14 protein-coding genes are annotated in these 17,596 nt (G+C 72.8%); 4 read left to right on the forward strand and 10 right to left on the reverse strand.

From position 1 onward, the window contains the following. Window positions 1-26: 26 nt before the first annotated feature. Window positions 27-938, reverse strand: a complete 912-nt coding sequence (locus ACFC1R_RS27745; protein WP_375943104.1) for a zinc-binding dehydrogenase — start codon at window positions 936-938, stop codon at window positions 27-29. A gap of 295 nt (window positions 939-1,233) precedes the next feature. Here ACFC1R_RS27745 and ACFC1R_RS27750 point away from each other — a divergent pair, with 295 nt between their 5' ends. Further along, a complete protein-coding gene (locus tag ACFC1R_RS27750) occupies window positions 1,234-3,525 on the forward strand; it encodes a M9 family metallopeptidase (RefSeq protein WP_375943106.1) in 2,292 nt (763 codons plus the stop codon). Window positions 3,526-3,583: 58 nt separating this feature from the next. On the opposite strand, the gene ACFC1R_RS27755 is transcribed toward ACFC1R_RS27750, so the two are convergent. Next, the gene (locus tag ACFC1R_RS27755) at window positions 3,584-3,904 is read right to left on the reverse strand and encodes a hypothetical protein (protein ID WP_375943107.1); all 321 of its coding nucleotides are present in this window, start codon (window positions 3,902-3,904) and stop codon (window positions 3,584-3,586) included. 49 nt (window positions 3,905-3,953) lie between these two features. After that, window positions 3,954-4,814, reverse strand: coding sequence for a helix-turn-helix transcriptional regulator (locus ACFC1R_RS27760; RefSeq protein WP_375943109.1), 861 nt, complete (start codon window positions 4,812-4,814; stop codon window positions 3,954-3,956). Window positions 4,815-5,002: 188 nt separating this feature from the next. On the opposite strand from ACFC1R_RS27760, the gene ACFC1R_RS27765 reads away from it, so the two are divergent. Further along, window positions 5,003-6,049, forward strand: coding sequence for an NAD(P)-dependent alcohol dehydrogenase (locus tag ACFC1R_RS27765; RefSeq protein ID WP_375943111.1), 1,047 nt, complete (start codon window positions 5,003-5,005; stop codon window positions 6,047-6,049). Window positions 6,050-6,212: 163 nt separating this feature from the next. Here ACFC1R_RS27765 and ACFC1R_RS27770 read toward each other — a convergent pair whose 3' ends face one another. The 4 genes from ACFC1R_RS27770 to ACFC1R_RS27785 all read right to left on the reverse strand — a co-directional run bounded on the left by ACFC1R_RS27770 (window position 6,213) and on the right by ACFC1R_RS27785 (window position 10,170). Next, window positions 6,213-7,076: an Fpg/Nei family DNA glycosylase gene (locus ACFC1R_RS27770; protein WP_375943113.1), complete on the reverse strand. Its 864-nt coding sequence runs from the start codon at window positions 7,074-7,076 to the stop codon at window positions 6,213-6,215. Between the two features lie 261 nt (window positions 7,077-7,337). Further along, window positions 7,338-8,420 carry a sugar ABC transporter substrate-binding protein gene (locus ACFC1R_RS27775; RefSeq protein ID WP_375943115.1) on the reverse strand — a complete coding sequence of 361 codons (1,083 nt, stop codon included), beginning with the start codon at window positions 8,418-8,420 and terminating at the stop codon, window positions 7,338-7,340. Between the two features lie 187 nt (window positions 8,421-8,607). Further along, on the reverse strand, window positions 8,608-9,021 hold the full coding sequence (locus ACFC1R_RS27780) for a cupin domain-containing protein (RefSeq protein WP_375943117.1): 414 nt from the start codon (window positions 9,019-9,021) through the stop codon (window positions 8,608-8,610). Between the two features lie 186 nt (window positions 9,022-9,207). Then, the gene (locus tag ACFC1R_RS27785; protein ID WP_375943118.1) at window positions 9,208-10,170 is read right to left on the reverse strand and encodes an EamA family transporter; all 963 of its coding nucleotides are present in this window, start codon (window positions 10,168-10,170) and stop codon (window positions 9,208-9,210) included. 276 nt (window positions 10,171-10,446) lie between these two features. On the opposite strand from ACFC1R_RS27785, the gene ACFC1R_RS27790 reads away from it, so the two are divergent. Both ACFC1R_RS27790 and ACFC1R_RS27795 read left to right on the forward strand, forming a co-directional pair. Then, window positions 10,447-11,937 (forward strand): lipase maturation factor family protein, encoded by a 1,491-nt coding sequence (locus tag ACFC1R_RS27790; protein ID WP_375943120.1) that lies wholly within the window; start codon window positions 10,447-10,449, stop codon window positions 11,935-11,937. Window positions 11,938-12,171: 234 nt separating this feature from the next. Continuing rightward, window positions 12,172-13,833 carry a hypothetical protein gene (locus ACFC1R_RS27795; protein ID WP_375943122.1) on the forward strand — a complete coding sequence of 554 codons (1,662 nt, stop codon included), beginning with the start codon at window positions 12,172-12,174 and terminating at the stop codon, window positions 13,831-13,833. 39 nt (window positions 13,834-13,872) lie between these two features. Here the strand turns inward: ACFC1R_RS27795 and ACFC1R_RS27800 are convergent, their stop codons facing one another. The 3 genes from ACFC1R_RS27800 to ACFC1R_RS27810 all read right to left on the reverse strand — a co-directional run bounded on the left by ACFC1R_RS27800 (window position 13,873) and on the right by ACFC1R_RS27810 (window position 17,441). Then, complete coding sequence (locus ACFC1R_RS27800) at window positions 13,873-14,496, reverse strand: AAA family ATPase (RefSeq protein WP_375943124.1); 624 nt, start codon at window positions 14,494-14,496, stop codon at window positions 13,873-13,875. A gap of 127 nt (window positions 14,497-14,623) precedes the next feature. Continuing rightward, window positions 14,624-16,549 carry a putative Ig domain-containing protein gene (locus tag ACFC1R_RS27805; RefSeq protein ID WP_375943168.1) on the reverse strand — a complete coding sequence of 642 codons (1,926 nt, stop codon included), beginning with the start codon at window positions 16,547-16,549 and terminating at the stop codon, window positions 14,624-14,626. A 454-nt stretch (window positions 16,550-17,003) separates the two neighbouring features. Continuing rightward, window positions 17,004-17,441: a nucleoside deaminase gene (locus ACFC1R_RS27810; RefSeq protein ID WP_375943170.1), complete on the reverse strand. Its 438-nt coding sequence runs from the start codon at window positions 17,439-17,441 to the stop codon at window positions 17,004-17,006. Between the last annotated feature and the right edge of the window lie 155 nt (window positions 17,442-17,596).

A 17,596-nucleotide genomic window follows, 5' to 3' on the forward strand; every position in this document is an offset into this window, starting at 1 on the left:
GGCGGCACCCGGTGGCCCGGGAGCGCTCAGCCGATCGTCAGGACGGCCTTGCCACGGATGCGGCGATCGAGCAGGGCCAGCGCGGCCTCACCCGCCTCGGACCAGTCGCCCTCCCAGTCGACGGCCGTGCGCAGGTGGCCCTCGGCGACGAGGCGGGACAGCTCGGCCAGGTCGGCCCCGGCGCTGCCGCCGTGCCGGAAGCCGTGCAGGCTGATCTCGCCACCGAGCAGCTGGTACGCCGCGAACTCGGTGGGCTCACCGGAGGTGGCGCCGACCGAGACCACCACGGCGTGCTCGGCGAGCCGCCCGAGCAGACCGGTGAGCAGCGGGCCGCCGACGTTGTCGAGGACGAGGTCGATCGGCTGGTCGATCTCCTCCGCGCCGGTGACCACGTGGTCGGCGCCGAGCCCGGCCAGCCCCTCGCCGCGGGCCCTGCTGCCGACCAGGGCGTAGACCTCGGCCCCGGCCAGGTGGGCGAGCTGGACGGCGAAGGTGCCGACTCCGCCGGAGGCACCGGTGACCGCGACCCGCTTGCCGGCCGCGAGCCCGCCCCTGCGCAGGGCGCGCAGTGCCGTCACCGCGGCGGTCGGCAGGGTGGCGGCCTGGCCGAACGTCACCTCGTCGGGGAGGACGGCCACCTCGTCGATGTGGACGGCCCGGAGCTCGGCCCAGCCGCCGCCGGACTGCTTGAAGGCGACGACCCGGTCGCCGACCTTCGGCCCGCGCCCGGAGGCGGCGGCCCGCTCGATCACCCCGGCCGTGTCCCAGCCGGGGACGGTGCCGTCCGGGGTGAGTCCGTCGGCCTTCGGGAGCTCGCCGTAGTTGAGCGAGAAGGCGGCGACCCGGATCAGCACCTCGTCGGCGCCGGGCACCGGATCGGGTGTCTCGCTGAGCTGCAGTCGGCCGACGGCGGAGTGGTCTGCCACAAGTGCGCGCATGGAGCTGACAGCCCTTCGTGTGGATGGTTGCGGAGCGATGTCGTATCCGAACCGGGGGCTTTGCCCTGGAATTCCCGAACCACTGAAGGATTCTGACGGGTCGTCTGTCCGGCGGTGCGTCCGCTGGAACTCCGACGACCGGGACCCTGTTCCAGCCATGTGATGTATGCCATTGTACATGTCACACTCTCTGCCGGGTGGTCAGGAGTGCCCCAACCCTCTTGGCCGCCACGGTCCGTCCCCCTCCTCGGGCGTGCCTTCCGCGTGCCCGCAGACCGGCCAGGAGTCCCCCCACATGAGTACCCCTTCCATACCGAGGGCCTTGCCCAGGCTGCTGACCGCAGCACTGGCGTGCTGCCTGGGCCTCGTCGTGCTCACGCCCGCCGCCCAGGCCCATGCGGCGCCCGCGCCCGCCCGGGCCCACGCTCCGGCCGCGCCCGCCCAGGCCCCGGCCGCCGCCGTCCCGTCCGCTCTGCCGCCCCAGGCGGCGGCCAGGCCCGCCGCGCCGGACGCCGCCGCCGACGAGAGCCGTCAGGGGACGGTGGACGCCGCCCACCGCGCCCCGCTCAGGGTGCCGGCCCGCCCCGCCCGTACCGCTCCCCGGGCCGCAGCTGCCGCCTGCAACGTGTCCGACTTCACCGGCCGCACCGGCAGCGCCCTCGTCCAGCAGATCGAGTCGGCCGGCGTCGACTGCGTCAACACCCTCTTCACGCTCACCGGCAACGACGCCTACCTGGCCTTCCGCGAGCCGCAGATGGTCAGCGTCGCCGACGCGCTGCGGGACGTCGCCGCCGCCTACCCGGGCGACGACAGCACGTCGGCCGAACAACTGGTGCTCTACCTGCGGGCCGGCTACTACGTTCAGTGGAACAACGCCTCCACCGTGGGCGGTTACGGCACCGCGCTGCAGACGGCCGTCCGGGGCGGCCTGGACGCGTTCTACGCGAACCCGCACTCCGGTGACGTCACCGACGCCAACGGCGCGGTGCTCGCCGAGGCCGTCACGCTGATCGACAGCGCCCAGGAGAACGCCCGCTACCTGTACGTGGTCCAGCGCCTGCTCAAGGGCTACGACCCCGGCAGCTACAACTCCTCGTACGGGATGCTCAGCGCCGTCAACAACACCTACACCGTGCTCTTCCGGGGCCACCAGCTGCCCGAGTTCACCGCCGCCGTGCAGGCCGACCCGAGCCTGCTGGACACCCTGCACGACTTCGCCGTCGCGAACGACGCGCTGCTCGGCACCGACCAGTCCTACCTGACCGCGAACGCGGGCCGCGAGCTCGGACGCTTCCTCCAGCACGCCGGACTCCTCGACCGGACCCGGCCGTTGGTGAAGGACCTGCTCGACCGCAGCAGCATGACCGGCCGAACGGCGCCGCTGTGGACCGGACTCGCCGGCATGACCGACAGCTTCGACCAGGGCGACTGCGCCTACTACGGCACCTGCGACCTCGCCACCCGGCTGCGCGCCACCGTCCTGACCACCACCTACACCTGCAGCCCCAGCATCCGCATCGTCGCCCAGCAGACGGGCCCGGCGGACCTCGACGCGACCTGTGCCAGCCTGCGCGGGCAGGACGCCTACGTCCACGGCATCGTCAGGGACGACGGCCCGGTCGCCGACGACCACAACTCGACCATCGAGGTCGTGGTCTTCCACTCCAGCGCCGACTACCAGAACTACGCGGGCCTGATCTTCGGCATCAGCACCGACAACGGCGGCATGTACCTGGAGGGCGACCCGGCCGCGACCGGCAACCAGCCGCGCTTCGTCGCCTACGAGGCCGAGTGGCTGCGGCCGAGCTTCCAGATCTGGAACCTCAACCACGAGTACACCCACTACCTGGACGGCCGCTTCGACATGTACGGCGACTTCGACGCCGGGGTGTCCACGCCGACCGTCTGGTGGATCGAGGGCTTCGCCGAGTACGTGTCCTACTCCTACCGCAACGTCGGCTACGACGCGGCGATCGCCCAGGCGGCCCGGGGTACGTACCGGCTCAGCACCCTGTTCGACACCACCTACGCCGACGACACCACCAGGATCTACAACTGGGGCTACCTGGCGGTCCGTTACATGCTCCAGTCGCACCGCGCGGACATCGACACCCTGCTCGGCCACTACCGGGTGGGCGACTGGGCCGCCGCCCGCACCCTGCTGACCGGCACCATCGGCACCCGCTACGACAGTGACTTCGCGGCCTGGCTGACCGCCTGCGGCGCCGGGGACTGCGGACCGGGCACGCCGACGGCGGCCGAGTGCACCTCACCCGACACCCGTGAACTCGGTCGGGACTGCGGCCGCAGCAACCTGGCCGCCACCACCGGGAACTACAGCTACCTGTACCTGCGGATCCCGGCCGGCACCAGTCGGCTGACCGTCACCTCGACCGGCGGCACCGGGGACGCCGACCTGTACTACAACCCCGACGGCTGGGCCACGACGAGCAGTTGGACCGCCCGTTCGACGCAGTCCGGCAACGCGGAGACGCTCACCGTCGACAACCCGCCGGCCGGCATCGTCTACCTCAGCCTGTACGCGAGGTCCGGGTTCGGCGCGGTGAACCTGTCCACCTCGTACTGAGCGCGGCCCGCAGCCGGTGGCAGGGCTCCGCCGGAGCCCCGCCACCGGCTGCGGGAGGTCAGCCGGCCGTCTCCTCGCCGAGCCGGTGCTGCTGGATCTCGGGGCGCTCGCTGTCCCAGAGCACCTCCCAGACCTTGAACACGCAGTGGAAGGTGCGCGTGGCGCCCCGGGACGCCAGCAGGTAGGAGTCGCCGTCCCGGTAGAGGGTGCGCTGCTTGGCCATCATCGGGTGGTCGGGTGTGTAGCCGGGCACGAGCTGCTTCAGTGCGGTCACCGCCTGCTCACGGGTTCCCTCGACCTCGGTGAGGACCCGGGGGGCCCAGATCATGTGGTCCCCGCTCCCGACGTTCTCCTCGACCACCAACGCCCAACGAGCCATGGCCCGCCCTCCGTTCCGCCCCGGCAACCTGTTCGACCGGCCAGCGGCGTCAGCCTACGCGGCCCACGAGGTGTCTGCGGCGGGCGATGATCCGCAGGGCGGCCTCCGAGGGGGAGCCCGCCTCCACGGTGTGCATCAGCAGGGACTGGTCCGGGTCGTCCGGCAGTCGCAGCGTCTCGTAGGAGAGCGTGAACTCGCCGACCGCCGGGTGGCGCAGATCGTGTGCGCCGTGCGTCTTGTCCCGGACCTCCTGGTTCGCCCACAGCCGCCGGAAGTCCGCGCTCGCCTCGGACAGCTGCCCGATCAGCGTGGCGAAGTCCGCGTCGCACGGATGCCGTCCGGCGTCCATCCGCAGGTAGGCGACCAGGTCCCGGGCCTTGCCCTCCCAGTCCACGAACCGGGCCCGGGCCTGTGGGTGGCAGAACACCAGCCAGGCGAGATTGCGCTGCTCGGACGGCAGCCCGTCGAGGTCGACCATCAGCAGCGCCGAGAACATCTCGTTCCAGGCCAGGATGTCCGTCCGCCGCCCGATCACGTACGCGGGCACCTCCGGAATCGACTCCAGCAGCCGGCGCAGCCCGGGGCGGACCACCTGGGCCGACGAGGAGCCGTACGCGTTGCCGTTGACCGCGTGCGGCCGGGCCAGCCGGAACAGGTGGGAGCGCTCGTCCTGGTCCAGCCGCAGCGCGCTGGCCACGGCGTCGATCACCGCGTCGGACACGTTCTCGGAACGGCCCTGCTCGAACCGTACGTAGTAGTCCACACTGACCCCGGCGAGCTGGGCCAGCTCCTCCCGGCGCAGACCGGGCACCCGACGGCGCTCGCCGTACTGCAGCAGCCCTGCCTGCTCAGGCTTCAGCCTGGCCCGGCGGGACCGCAGGAAGGTGCTCAGTTCAGCTCGATTCCCCATGCCTCCGATCCTAAGGGGGGTCTGCCGGACCCAGGGTCCAGCAGTTCCCAGGTTCGCCGGTTCCGGGGAAGAGCTCGGCCCTGGGTGGACTCCGCGACTCGGCGCAGCATGGACGGTGACACCACAACCGAGACGGGCACCGGGCCGGGAGCAGCCGGATCCACCGGGCCAGCAGAGGACCAGCCGCCATGAGCACCACCGTCGCCGCCTACGCCGCACCCGCCCCCAAGGCACCGCTGGAGCGCACCACCATCACCCGCCGCGCGGTCGGCGAGCACGACGTCCTGATCGAGATCAAGTACGCGGGCATCTGCCACTCCGACATCCACCAGGTCAACGAGGACTGGGGACAGGCGCCCTTCCCGATGGTCCCCGGCCACGAGATCGCCGGAATCGTCACCGAGGTCGGCTCCGGCGTCACCCGGCACGCGGTCGGCGACCGGGTCGGCGTCGGCTGTTTCGTGGACTCCTGCCGCACCTGCGTCAACTGCCTGGCCGGCAACGAGCAGTACTGCCTGAAGGGCATGCACGCCACCTACCCCGCAGGCCCCGACGGGCAGCCCGCCTACGGCGGCTACAGCACCCACATCGTCGTCGACGAGAACTACGTGCTGCGCATCCCCGAGGGCATCGGCCTCGACGTCGCCGCACCGCTGCTCTGCGCCGGGATCACCCTCTACTCCCCGCTCAGCCACTGGCAGGCCGGTCCCGGCAAGAAGGTCGCCATCGTCGGCCTGGGCGGCCTCGGGCACATGGGTGTGAAGATCGCCAAGGCGATGGGCGCCGAGGTCACCGTCCTCAGCCAGAGCCTGCGCAAGCAGCAGGACGGCCTGCGGCTCGGTGCAGACCACTTCCACGCCACCTCGGACCCGGCCACCTTCACCGAGCTGGCCGGCAGCTTCGACCTGATCGTCAGCACCGTCTCCGCCACCCTCGACATGGACGCCTACCTCGGGCTGCTCACCGTCGACGGCACCCTGGTCAACGTCGGTGCCCCGGCCGAGCCCAACTCGGTCAGCATGTTCTCGCTCATCTCGGGCCGCAGGTCACTGGCCGGATCGATGATCGGCGGCATCCGCGAGACCCAGGAGATGCTCGACTTCTGCGCCGCCCACGGCTTCGGCGCCGACATCGAGACCATCGGCGTCGAGGAGATCAACGACGCCTACCAGCGGGTCCTCAGCAGCGACGTCCGCTACCGCTTCGTCATCGACATCGCCACCTTCGCCGCCTGACCGGCGTCCGCCCGCACCGGCGTCCGCCCCGTGCGGGGGCGAGGGCCGAGCCCGTGCGCCCCCGGCCGATCCGTCGGCCGGGGGCGCCGTCGCGTCTTCCGCCCGGGGCGTCCCGCCGCCGCACCCGTCGCCGTACGGCGGGTCGGGCGGGCAGCCCGGCGGGTTACTTGAGCAGGCGGGACAGGCGCCGGTCGGCGAGCACCCGGCCGCCCGTCTGGCAGGTGGGGCAGTACTGCAGGGACTTGTCGGCGAAGTTCACCGAGCGGACGGTGTCGCCGCAGCGCGGGCAGGGCTCGCCGGAACGGCCGTGGACGGCGAGGGCGGACTTCTTCTCGGACTTCAGCGCGTCGGCCGGCGCGTCGTGGGCCTGGGCCACCGCCCTCCCCAGCACCTCCCGGACGGCGGCGTACAGCTGCGCCAGCTGCTCCTCGTCCAACGCGGAGGCGATCGCGTACGGGGAGAGGCGGGCCGCATGCAGGATCTCGTCCGAGTAGGCGTTGCCGATCCCGGCCAGCACGGACTGGTCGGTGAGGAAGGTCTTGAGCCGCTGCCGGGCGCCCGTGGCGAGTCCGGCCAGCACCGCCGGGGTGAAGCCCGCGCCGAGCGGGTCGGCACCGAGCCGGCCGATGCCCGGTACCAGCTGCGGGTCGGTGACCACGTAGGCGGCGAGCCGCTTGGTGGTGCCCTGTTCGGTGACGTCGAAGCCCGAGCCGTCGTCCAGCACCAGCCGGAGGGCCAGCGGCCCGCGCCCGGGGCGGACCGGCCTGGCGGCGAAGGCGGCCCGGTGCCGGATCCAGCCCGCCCGGGCCAGGTGGAGGACCAGGTGCGGGCCGCCCGCCGTCCGGAGGTCGAGGAACTTGCCGTACCTGCCGACCCCCTCGACGGCGCGCCCCTCCAGCGCGCTCACCGGCGGGTCGAAGGTCTTGAGGACCTGGACGGAGAGCACCTCGACGCGGGCGACGGTCCGGCCGGCGGAGGCTTCGGCCATCCGCTCGGCCAGGGCCTGGACCTCGGGCAGTTCCGGCACACGGCCAGTCTGGCCCGGCCGGGCCGCCCCCACGAGCCGGCGCCCGGGGCTGGCCGGCCCCGGGCGGTCAGGTACCGGCGGGCTGTGGCCCGGGGACCTCGTGGTCCGGTCGTGGTGGTGTTCGGCGAGGGCGAGCAGCGCTCCGGCGTCGACCGCCGCCGCCGGTTCCCCCCTGACCGCTCGCTCGGCCGTCCTGCCGGGCGGCCGTCCGCCCGCCGTCGGCGGGGTGCGCTGCGGACAGCCGCCCGGGGGCGGGAAGTGCTACTTGATCCCCGCCGAGCTGCAGGCGTCCGAGTACTGGTCGTTGCAGATGTCGGAGGCCTTGTAGAGGCCGCCCGCTATCACGGTCTCCGCGACCTTCTGCTTGGTCACCACCAGCGGGGTGAGCAGCGTCGACGGGATCCGGTTGCCGCCGCTGACGGTCACCGTGGTGGCCACCGAGGTGACGTCCAGGCCCTGGATCAGGTAGACGGCGAGGTTGGCGGCGGCGTCCGTCTCCGGCCGGAACGGCTTGTAGATGGTGTACGCCTGCTCGCCCGCGAGCACCCGGCGGATGGCGTCGACCGAGGCGTCCTGTCCGCCGACCGGGACGTTCTTGATCCCGGCGGACTGGAGGGCGCCGATGATCGCGGTGGACATGCCGTCGTTGGCCGAGTAGACCGCCTGGAAGCCGTCCTTGCCGAGCCGCTGGATCGCCTCGTTCATCTTCTGGGCGGCGACGTCGGGCTTCCACTCGCCGGACTGCTCGTAGACGACCTTCTTGACCTTGCCGTCCAGCACCTTGTGCGCGCCGGCCTTGAACTGGGCGGCGTTCGGGTCGGCCTCGGCGCCGTTGATCATGACGATGTTGGCGCTGGAGGCCTTGCTGCCGAGCGCGTCGAGCAGGGCCTGGCCCTGGAGCTCGCCGGCCCGCTCGGAGTCGTAGGCCACGTACGCGGCGACGTTGCCGGTGGCCAGCCGGTCGTAGGCGATGACCTTGACACCCTTGGCGTTGGCCGCGTCGATCCAGGACGCCGTGCCCTTGCCGTTCACCGGGTCGAGGAGGATGACCTTGACGCCCTTGTTCAGCATGTCGTCGAACTGCTGCTTCTGGGTCTGCTCGTCGCCGTCGGCGTTGGCGTAGTCGACGGTGCACTTGGTGCACAGCCCGTTGATCGAGGACTCGATCAGCGGCTTGTCGAAGGACTCGTACCGGGTGGACGAGGTCTTCTCCGGCAGCAGCAGGCCGACGGTCTTGCTGCTCGAGGTCGAGCTCGTGCTGTCGTCCTGGCCGCAGGCGGCCAGCGTCAGCGCCATCGACGCAGCGGTCGTGCCGACGATGATCCGACGCGTCATCGCGTTCATGGGGTGGTGCCTCCCTGAGAGCGCCGCACCGACGCGGCTGAGGGGGGAGTCAAGCGTCCGCGCGAGTTGGCGTCAAGAATTAAACCATCAGGGTGAGAGTGCTCGAACGGGGCATCACTCCGTGAAGAATCCATGCGGATAGTCGGGACGAGTCGGACACATCTCTGTCAAGCCTTCAACAAGTGACTCAGTGGGTGAGGTTCGCCGCCCAGGGGCCGCGCTCGGGCCGGGCCTCGGTGTCGACGTCCGGCCACGGTGGCATGGTGACGGCGGTGATCTGCAGCGGCGGGGAGTCGGTGGCGGCGCGGAACTGGAAGGCCGTGCCGAGCGGGACGGTCAGCACGGTCCCCGGCCGCAGGGCGGTGACCTCCTCGCGGCCGCCCTGGCGGCGCCAGATCTGTCCGGTGCCCTGGGTGACGTGCCAGATCTCCTGGACGGTGGCGTGCGAGACCGCCTGCGAGACCCCGCCGGGCGGCAGCTCGAACTGGGCCAGACTGCCCTGGCCCGCCAGCACCGCCAGCGGGCGGACGGTGGCGCCGTCGGGGGCGCGGACCACGACCGCCTGCGCCACGCTCCAGGTCTCGAATGCGGGGTGGTCCACCGGGCCGCTCCTTCACTACTCGGTATTACTCGGTATGAGCAGAGTGACTACCCGTCAATATGCTCGTCCGAGCCGTCACTGACTCCACGTCCGGCTCACGGTCCGTCCGTCGGCCCCCGTCCGGCCGCCCGTCCGACTCCCCGTCCGACTCCCCTTCCGGCTGTCCGTCCGGCCGCCCGCTCCGGCTCACCGTTCGCTGCGGACGACCAGGAACACCCCGCCCACCACGATCGCGCCGCCCAGGGCGATCGGCAGGCTCAACGGCTCGGAGAGGACGAGCCAGCCGAGGAACACGGCCACCACCGGGTTCACGTACGCGTAGGTCGCGACCAGCGGCAGCGGGGCGGACTGGAGCAGCCAGGCGTACGCGCTGAAGGCGACCAGGGAGCCGAACACGATCAGGTAGCCGAGGGCCAGCCAGGAGTGGGTGGAGACAGCCGACAGGTCCAGGTCGTGCAGCTCGCCCTTGGCGGCAGCGACCGGGAGGCAGGCGAGCCCGCCCGCGAGCATCTCGTACACGCTGGCGGCGAGCGGGTTGCGCGGCATCGGCAGCCGTCCGGCCAGGAAGGAGCCGGTCGACCACATCAGGGTCCCGGTGATGACGACGAGCAGCCCGGTCAGCTTCACCTCGCCGCTCAGGCCGGGCACGGTCAGCACCGCGAGTCCGGCCAGACCGACCAGCACGCCCGCGACGGTGACGGCCGGGGTGCGCTGACCGGACGCGCGGCGCAGCAGCACCACCCAGAGCGGAACGGCGGCCACCAGCAGCGCGGCGAGCCCGGACGGCACCCCCGACTGCTCGGCCAGCACCACCAGGCCGTTGCCGCCGAGCAGCAGCAGCACCCCGACCAGCGCCGCCGATCCCAGCTGGCGCGGCGTCACGCGCAGCGCGGACGGCCCCTGCCGCCATACCAGCAGGACGGCCAGCAGCAGTCCCGCCGTGACGAACCGGGCCGTCGCCGAGAGGAACGGCGGCATGGTCTCGACGGCTATTCGGATGGCCAGGTAGGTGGAGCCCCAGACGACGTAGACGATGGCGAGCGCGGCCCAGGCGGCGCCGCTCACCCGGGGGCGGTCGGTGCCCTCGCCGGTGGGCGGACCAAAGGTGGTGGGGACGGAGGGGTGGGACTGCCGTGGAGCAGCGGTCATGAGTATCTCCCGGTATTGGTGCTGTACCGGGTATCGCACCACAGCCGGGCCTCCGGGCGCGAGGGGAATGGACGTCCCGGCCGGGTCCGTGTCCGGTTCCGGAAGCCGCCGAGGGAGTACCGGGCGCGCGGACCGCGCCCGGAGGAGGTGCGGACCCGGCCGTGCGCCGGTCCGCCGAGTGGCTGAACCGGGTGCGCGCGCCGCTCGCCGCATCCCGTCCGGGGACCGGCGAGTGGTAGGCATGACCCCCCGGGAGGCGTGGGAGGAGCAGCCGGCGTGGAGTGGTTCGCGGCACCCGACTACTGGCTCGCGCGGCTGGTCTTCCAACGGCTGATCGCCGCGCTCTACTTGACCGGCTTCCTGGCCGCCGTCCGCCAGTTCCGCGCGCTCATCGGTGAGCGGGGCATGCTGCCCGTGCCCCGCTTCACCGCCCGGGTGCCGCTGGGCCGTTCGCCCAGCCTGTTCCACCTGTACTACTCCGACCGCGCGTTCGCCGCCGTCTGCTGGAGCGGCGCCGCGCTGGCGGCGGCGGTCCTCGCCGGGGCGCTGGACCTGGTCCCGCTCTGGGCGGCGCTGCTCGGCTGGGCGCTGCTCTGGGTGCTCTACCTCTCGATCGTCAACGTCGGCCAGACCTGGTACGCGTTCGGGTGGGAGTCGCTGCTGCTGGAGTCGGGTTTCCTGGCGGCGCTGCTCGGCAACGCCGGGATCGCGCCGCCGGTGCTGATCCTGTGGCTGCTGCGCTGGCTGCTGTTCCGGGTCGAGTTCGGGGCCGGGCTGATCAAGATGCGCGGCGACAGCTGCTGGCGGGACCTGACCTGTCTGGAGTACCACCACGAGACCCAGCCGATGCCGGGGCCCTTCAGCTGGTTCTTCCACCACCTGCCCGTGCCGGTGCACAAGGCCGAGGTGGCCGCCAACCACGTCGTCCAACTGGCCGTCCCGGTCTGCCTCTTCCTGCCCCAGCCGATCGCGAGCGCGGCCGCCCTGGTGATCGTGGTCACCCAGCTCTGGCTGGTGACCTCGGGCAACTTCGCCTGGCTCAACTGGCTGACCATTGCCCTCGCGCTCTCCGCCGTCGACACCGCGTCGGCCGCCCGGCTGCTCCCGGTGCCCGCGCGGCCCGTCCTGCACCCCGTTCCGCTCTGGTTCCAACTGCCGGTGCTCGCCGTGACGGTGCTCTTCGCGGTCCTCAGCTACTGGCCCGCCCGCAACCTGTTCGCCCGTCGCCAGCTGATGAACCGCTCATACAACCGGTTCCATCTCGTCAACGCCTACGGCGCCTTCGGCTCGATCAACCGGATCCGCTTCGAGGTGGTGGTCGAGGGCACCCACGCACAGGAGCTCGGGCCCGGCGTGCAGTGGCGCGAGTACGCCTTCAAGGGCAAGCCGGGCGAGCTGCGGCGGATGCCGCGGCAGTTCGCGCCTTACCACCTTCGGCTGGACTGGCTGATGTGGTTCGCCGCGATCTCCCCGGTGTACGGGCGCCCGTGGTTCGCCGCCTTCGTCGCCCGACTGCTGGTCAACGACCCGGACACGCTCGGGCTGCTGCGGCACAACCCGTTCCCGGACGAACCCCCGCACCACGTACGGGCGCTGCTCTACCGCTACCGGTTCACCGACTGGCGCACGCTGCGTTCGACCGGCGCGTGGTGGGAACGCACGCTGGTACGCGAGTACCTTCCTCCCGTGACCTACCGCGACCTGGCCTACCTGGTGCCCCGTGCAGCGGGTCCCGCACGGCACCGGCCGGCGCGGGAGGACCCGTGAACGTCCGCGGCCCGGCCGCGCACCGCGATTGCCGAGCGTGTGCGACCGGACCGCCGGTGACCCCGTGAGCCAATGGGGTGTGTCACCCGGAGGCCCACCGGGCCGGGTGCGTGCACGCCTCGAACGCCCACCCGTATCCTGGTCGCCCGCGCCGGCCACCGCGCTCCTCCCGCCCGCGCCGCCGGACGATGCCCGTCCCGTCCCTGTCTGCCCTGCCACGAACCGGACATCACCATGACTGTGCGTTACCAGAACGACACCGAGCCTGCGCCGGCGGACGACCCGGCGGCCACACCCGGCACCGAGGCCCGGCCGGGCCCGCGCGAGGCCCTCGGCAAGTACGCCGAACTCGGCGGGTTCACCCTGGCCGCCGACACCCACCCCTGGTACGCGGCCGACGAGGCCGTCGGCAGCCCCGAGGACGCCCGCGCCGCCTCCACCGTGCTCGCCGAACTGCGCAGCCGGGACGTCCTCGCCACCCGCGCCGCCGTCACCGCGCTGGTCGCCGCCGGCGGCCTGGACGAGCCGGACAGCGTGATCGCCCTCGGCCTGGTGATCGGCGTCCTGCGACGTGTGCAGGGCACGTCGGCCAGGCTCCGGCCGGAGGCGTACGAAGCCGACCTGGCCGCACTCGCCGCCGCCACGGCGGGCTCCCGCTGGCGCAGGGAACAGGGCGTCAAGCTCTCCTGGAGCCGCCGCCGGGCGCTGCGCGCCGAGGCCAGGCAGCTCGCCGCCGGCGGCCGTGCCCGCCGGGCCGACCTGCACGACGCCCTCGCGGCGGCCGCGGCGGAGCGTGCCGACTGGACGGCCCTCGCCGCCTCCGCCGATGCCGACCCGCGCCGGGTGCGGCCGGTCGTACCCACCGACGCGGACCGGCTCACCGAAGCCGCCCAGGCGGTGGAGGCGCTCGCCGAGGCCGTCCGCGCGCTCGGTCGGCTGCTGCCCGGCCACGACCTGGAGACGACCCCGCTGGGCGAACTCGCGGACCTGGTCGACCGCCTGGTCGCGGACGAGGGCACCCTCTACCGGCTGCCCACGCTGCGCGCCCTGCGGGCCGAGCTGGACGGCGCCGGGCTCGCCGACCTGTTCGACGAACTGGCGGAGCGTCAGGCCGACCGGGAGACCGCCCTCGCCGCGTACGACCGCCACACCGGCGCCGCCGACACGGAGGACGGCGGTGTGGAGGCCGCCCGCCAGGCGCTCGCGGCCGGTCCGCGGACCGGGACCGACCCCGGTGCGGAGGAGACCCCGGCCGCCGGGCCGGAGATCCCGGCGGCGCGTCCCGAGACCGTGATCGAGGTGGCGGCGGGGGCTGAGGCGGATGTAGAGGCCGAGGTCGCTGCGGAGGTTGCCGAGGTCGGGGCCGTCGAGGCCGAGGCCGAGATCGCCGGCGTGGCGGAGGCGGCTGCTGGGTCCGAGGGCGTGATCGAGGCAGAGGTAGAGGTAGAGGCAGAGGCAGAGGCAGAGGCAGAGGCGGAGGCAGCGGCAGAGGTCGCTGCGGAGGTTGCCGCCGAGCCCGCGCCTGTGCCCGAGGTCGTCGTCGAGGCCGAGCCGGTCGTCGAGGTTGTCGTCGAGGCGGAGGTTGTCGTCGAGGCCGACGCGGAGCCGGTGGCGGAGCCGGTGGCCGAGGGTGCCGCTGCTGTCGACGCCGCCCCTTACCAGGCGCGTCCCAAGCGGGTCCGCCGTCCGCGGAAGCCCTCGCTCACCGCCGGTCAGCCGATCACCGCCTACACGCCGGGTGAACTCCGTTCCCTGGTCCGCTGGATCGACAGCGACGGCGTCGAGCGCACCGACGACGAGCTCCTCCGGGCCGCCATGAAGGAGCTCGGGTTCACCCGCCTCGGCCCCCGCATCAAGGACGCCCTCGGCGCGGCCGTCAGCGAGGTCCGCGGCTGACGGTCCCACCGCTGCCGCAGGGGCGGCCGGGTCCACTCCTCACCGGGAGCCGGAGCCGGCCGCCCCTCGCGTTTCGTCCGGCCTCTCCCGCCTGCCCCGTTCGTCCCGTTCATCCCACCTGTCCCGCGCGTGGGGCCTGAGCAGAGCGGCCAGTGCGGGGACGTCCACCGGGCCGGTGGTGTCCACCCGGTGGACGATCCCGAGGCCGAGCGGTTCGGCGCCACGGGCCCACAGCTCCCAGTCGCCGTCGAGTCCGCTGCGCTCGGGGTGGATGGCATGCCGGTCGGCGGTGCGTTCGGCGAATCTCCGCCGGGCGAGCTCCAACGGCACCTCGCACCACACCTCGTGCACCTCGGTCACCCCCGCGCGCCGGAGTCCGGCGGTGACGACCGGTCGTAGGTGCGCCAGCAGCGGGCTCTCCAGGACGGCCCGGCCCCGGGCCTCCGCCAGCAGTGTCCAAAGGGTCTCGCCCGCCGCCACCCCGAGGATCCGGCTCCACTCGCGGGGCGTGCAGCCGGCCGGGCGCGCGGAGGCGAGGTTGTCCGCCAGGGTCTCCTTGACCGAGTCCTTGCTGAACAGCGGAAGCCCCAACTCCCGGGCCAGAGCCCGCGCGAGCGTCGTCTTCCCTGCCCCGGGCAGTCCGTTCACCAGCACCGTGACCATGGTCAGACCCTAGCGCCGGAGTCTCCGGCCGTCCGGAGATCCCGCCGCCGGACGCCCCCGCCGCCCGGTGGTCCTGACGCGCGGAGGGGCCGCAGCCCCTGGCTGCGGCCCCTCGACTGGCGTCGGGTCAGGAGATGTTGAGGGCGGTGTCGTCGATGACGAAGCTGGTCTGCAGCGAGGAGTCCTCGACGCCGGTGAACTTGAGGGTCACCGTCTTGCCGGCGTAGGAGGACAGGTCGAAGGTCTTCTGGACGTAGCCCGAGTTGGCGTTGGTGTTGGAGTAGGTCGCCAGCGTGGTGGAGTTCGCCTGGACGGTGAGCTTGTCGTAGGCGGTGCTGCCGGACTCGGCGGTGTCGATGTGCAGCCAGAAGCTGAGGCTGGCCTTGCAGCCCGCCGGGATGCTCACGGTCTGCGAGAGGGTGTCGGTGTGGGAGGAGCCGTAGCCGTCCAGCCACGCCTTCCAGCTGCCGGAGTGGGCGGGCTCGCCGCTGGAGTTGTCGATCACGCCGCTGGAGGCGGTCCACGGCGCGGCGCTGCCGGTCTCGAAGCCCGGGTTGCCGAGCAGCTGGGTCCCGGTGCAGCCGCCGCCGGAGGAGCCGGTGACCGTCCAGGTGAAGCTGGCCGAGCCGCTCGCGTTGGTGGAGTCGGTCGCGGTGACGGTCGTGTTGTAGGTGCCCGCCGCGGTCGCGGTGCCGGTGATCAGACCGGTGGAGGAGTTGATGGACAGTCCGGTGGGCAGCCCGCTCGCACTGTAGCCGAGGGTCTGGCCGGAGGCCGAGTCGCTCGCGGAGACCTGCAGGCTGACCGAACCGCCCTGCGCGGTGGTCTGGCTGCCCGGGTTGGTGACCGTCACGGTGTTGCCGCCGGTGCTGCCGCCGGAGGTGAAGGCCGCGGTGCCGTTCGGGGTGCCGAGGCCGGTGGGGCCGTCGTAGCCGGTGCCCGCCTGGCAGAGGTAGGCCGGCGAGCAGCTGCCGTTGGCGCCGCTGGTCACGTCGTTGAGCGAGGAGGCGTGCGCGTACGGGTACGAGGCCGGGTATGTGCCGGCGGCCGGGGTGCCGGCCAGTGCGTAGACGCTCGCGATGATCGGGGACGAGGCGCTGGTGCCGCCGTAGACCGCCCAGCCGCTGCCGCCGTAGGTCTGGTAGACCGCGAGGCCGGTGGCCGGGTCGGCGACCGCGGAGACGTCGGCGACGGTGCGCTTGGCGCAGCCGCTGTCGCTCTGCCAGCTCGGCTTGGAGTCGTAGGACGAGCAGCCGGAGCCGGCGCCGTCGCCGCCGGAGCTGGTGCCCCAGACGCTCTCGCTCCAGCCGCGGGCGTTGGAGGCGCGGCTCAGGCTGGTGCCGCCGACCGAGGTCACGTACTGGGAGGCCGCCGGGTACTCCACGCCGTAGCCGGAGTCACCGGAGGAGACGGTGATGGCGACGCCGGGGTGGTTGAAGTAGCTGCTGTCGGAGCTCGGGTCGGTGGAGTCCTCCGAACCGCCGTAGCTGTTTGAGACGTACTTCGCGCCCAGGGCGACCGCCTCGTTGACGGCCGCGCCGAGGTTGTTCATGTCGGCGGTGTCTGCCTCGACCAGCAGGATGTGGCAGTTGGGGCAGACCGCGCTGACCATGTCGACGTCGAGCGAGATCTCGCCGGCCCAGCCGCTGTCGGCGGTCGGGTAGCTGGTGCCGCCGCGCTGGTCGACCTTCTTGAAGCAGCCGTTGGCGGTGGTGCAGGCCGGCAGGCCGTACTGCGAGCGGTAGGTCGCCAGGTCCGACTCGGCGTTGGGGTCGTCCTGCGCGTCGATGATGGCGACCGTGGCGCCCGATCCCGCGGAGGACGGGAGCTTGTAGGCGGAGGTGAGGTCGCTCGGGCCGAGGCCGGAGGGGGTCGCGTTCGGCGCGAGGGACGGCTTCGGTGCGACGTCGGTGCGGGCCAGCGCGAGACAGGCCATCTCGCCGGGGTGGCTCGGGGCCGCGCACAGCCGCTTGGTGGCGACGCCGGAGGCCGGCGAGTGGCCGGCCGCGGTCGCGCTCGGGGCGGCGACGGCGAGCAGGCCGGTGGCGGCCATCGCCAGGGCCGGCAGGGCGGCGAGCAGTCTGCGGGGCCTGGGCAGGCGTGGACCGCTGGGGGAGTGGAAGCGCAAGGGTCGACCCTCCGTGGGGGCGAGGGCACGTCCGTCCGGCGTGGGGTTTCGCCGGTCCGGGCGCGTGCCCGTGTTGACGGATCTCGGCATGTGCTGAGCGGCTGCGGCTGGTGGCCGCGGGCCGGCGTCTTCGCGCTGTACGGGAGTTGGGGTACTCCGATGCCGGTGGCAGGCACATGACACGCAATGGGCGCGCCAACGGCGGCACCGCGGACGGCTGAGCCGGGCGGTGTGGCCATTGACGCTACTGACGGGTCACGGGCGGGGACAAGGCCGAGCGCCCAGCCTTTACTGGTCCTTGTCCATCAATTGTCTGACGGGATAGGGGACTTGCGGGTATGCCGTGGGCACGTGCGCGGGGCTCCGGCATACCCGCTGGTCAGCCGAGGGGCTCGGTGCCGATGTCTTCGGACCAGAGATCCGGGTGGGCGGCGATGAAGTCGGTCATCAGCCGGATGCACTCCGGGTCGTCCAGCAGGGTGATCCCCACGCCGTGCCGGGCCAGCCAGTCGTGGCCGCCGGTGAAGGTGCGGGACTCGCCGATCACCACCCGGCCGATCCCGAACTGCCGTACCAGGCCCGAGCAGTACCAGCAGGGCGAGAGGGTGGTGACCATCGTGGTACGGCCGTAGCCGCGCAGCCGGCCCGCCGCGCGGAAGGCCGCGGTCTCCGCGTGCATCGAGGGATCGCCGTCCTGGACCCGGCGGTTGTGGCCGCGGCCGAGGAGCTCGCCGTCCGGGCCGAACAGTGCCGCGCCGATGGGGATGCCGCCCTCGGCGAGCCCGGTCCTGGCCTCCTCGACCGCGACCGCCAGCATCTGCTGTGGATCCACTGCCGCACCTCGCCTGCGTCTGCGCCTACGTCCGGGGCCGCCGCTTGGACGGTATCCCAAGCAGGCGGCCCGTGGAGGCCGGATCGGGTGCCGGGCGCAGCGGCTCCGGACCTCCGGGGCGCCCGCCCCGGGGCGGGGCG

The sequence above is a fragment of the Kitasatospora sp. NPDC056138 genome (assembly GCF_042264695.1).
In the GTDB taxonomy this organism is placed as follows: domain Bacteria; phylum Actinomycetota; class Actinomycetes; order Streptomycetales; family Streptomycetaceae; genus Kitasatospora.

Excerpts from the sequence above, each read along its gene's own strand:
- ACFC1R_RS27765 (WP_375943111.1), top strand. The coding sequence starts at position 5,003 with ATGAGCACCACCGTCGCCGCCTACGCCGCACCCGCCCCCAAGGCACCG.
- ACFC1R_RS27745 (WP_375943104.1), bottom strand. The coding sequence starts at position 938 with ATGCGCGCACTTGTGGCAGACCACTCCGCCGTCGGCCGACTGCAGCTC.
- ACFC1R_RS27775 (WP_375943115.1), bottom strand. The coding sequence starts at position 8,420 with ATGAACGCGATGACGCGTCGGATCATCGTCGGCACGACCGCTGCGTCG.
- ACFC1R_RS27755 (WP_375943107.1), bottom strand. The coding sequence starts at position 3,904 with ATGGCTCGTTGGGCGTTGGTGGTCGAGGAGAACGTCGGGAGCGGGGAC.
- ACFC1R_RS27795 (WP_375943122.1), top strand. The coding sequence starts at position 12,172 with ATGACTGTGCGTTACCAGAACGACACCGAGCCTGCGCCGGCGGACGAC.
- ACFC1R_RS27785 (WP_375943118.1), bottom strand. The coding sequence starts at position 10,170 with ATGACCGCTGCTCCACGGCAGTCCCACCCCTCCGTCCCCACCACCTTT.
- ACFC1R_RS27805 (WP_375943168.1), bottom strand. The coding sequence starts at position 16,549 with ATGGCCGCCACCGGCCTGCTCGCCGTCGCCGCCCCGAGCGCGACCGCG.
- ACFC1R_RS27800 (WP_375943124.1), bottom strand. The coding sequence starts at position 14,496 with ATGGTCACGGTGCTGGTGAACGGACTGCCCGGGGCAGGGAAGACGACG.
- ACFC1R_RS27750 (WP_375943106.1), top strand. The coding sequence starts at position 1,234 with ATGAGTACCCCTTCCATACCGAGGGCCTTGCCCAGGCTGCTGACCGCA.
- ACFC1R_RS27810 (WP_375943170.1), bottom strand. The coding sequence starts at position 17,441 with ATGCTGGCGGTCGCGGTCGAGGAGGCCAGGACCGGGCTCGCCGAGGGC.
- ACFC1R_RS27760 (WP_375943109.1), bottom strand. The coding sequence starts at position 4,814 with ATGGGGAATCGAGCTGAACTGAGCACCTTCCTGCGGTCCCGCCGGGCC.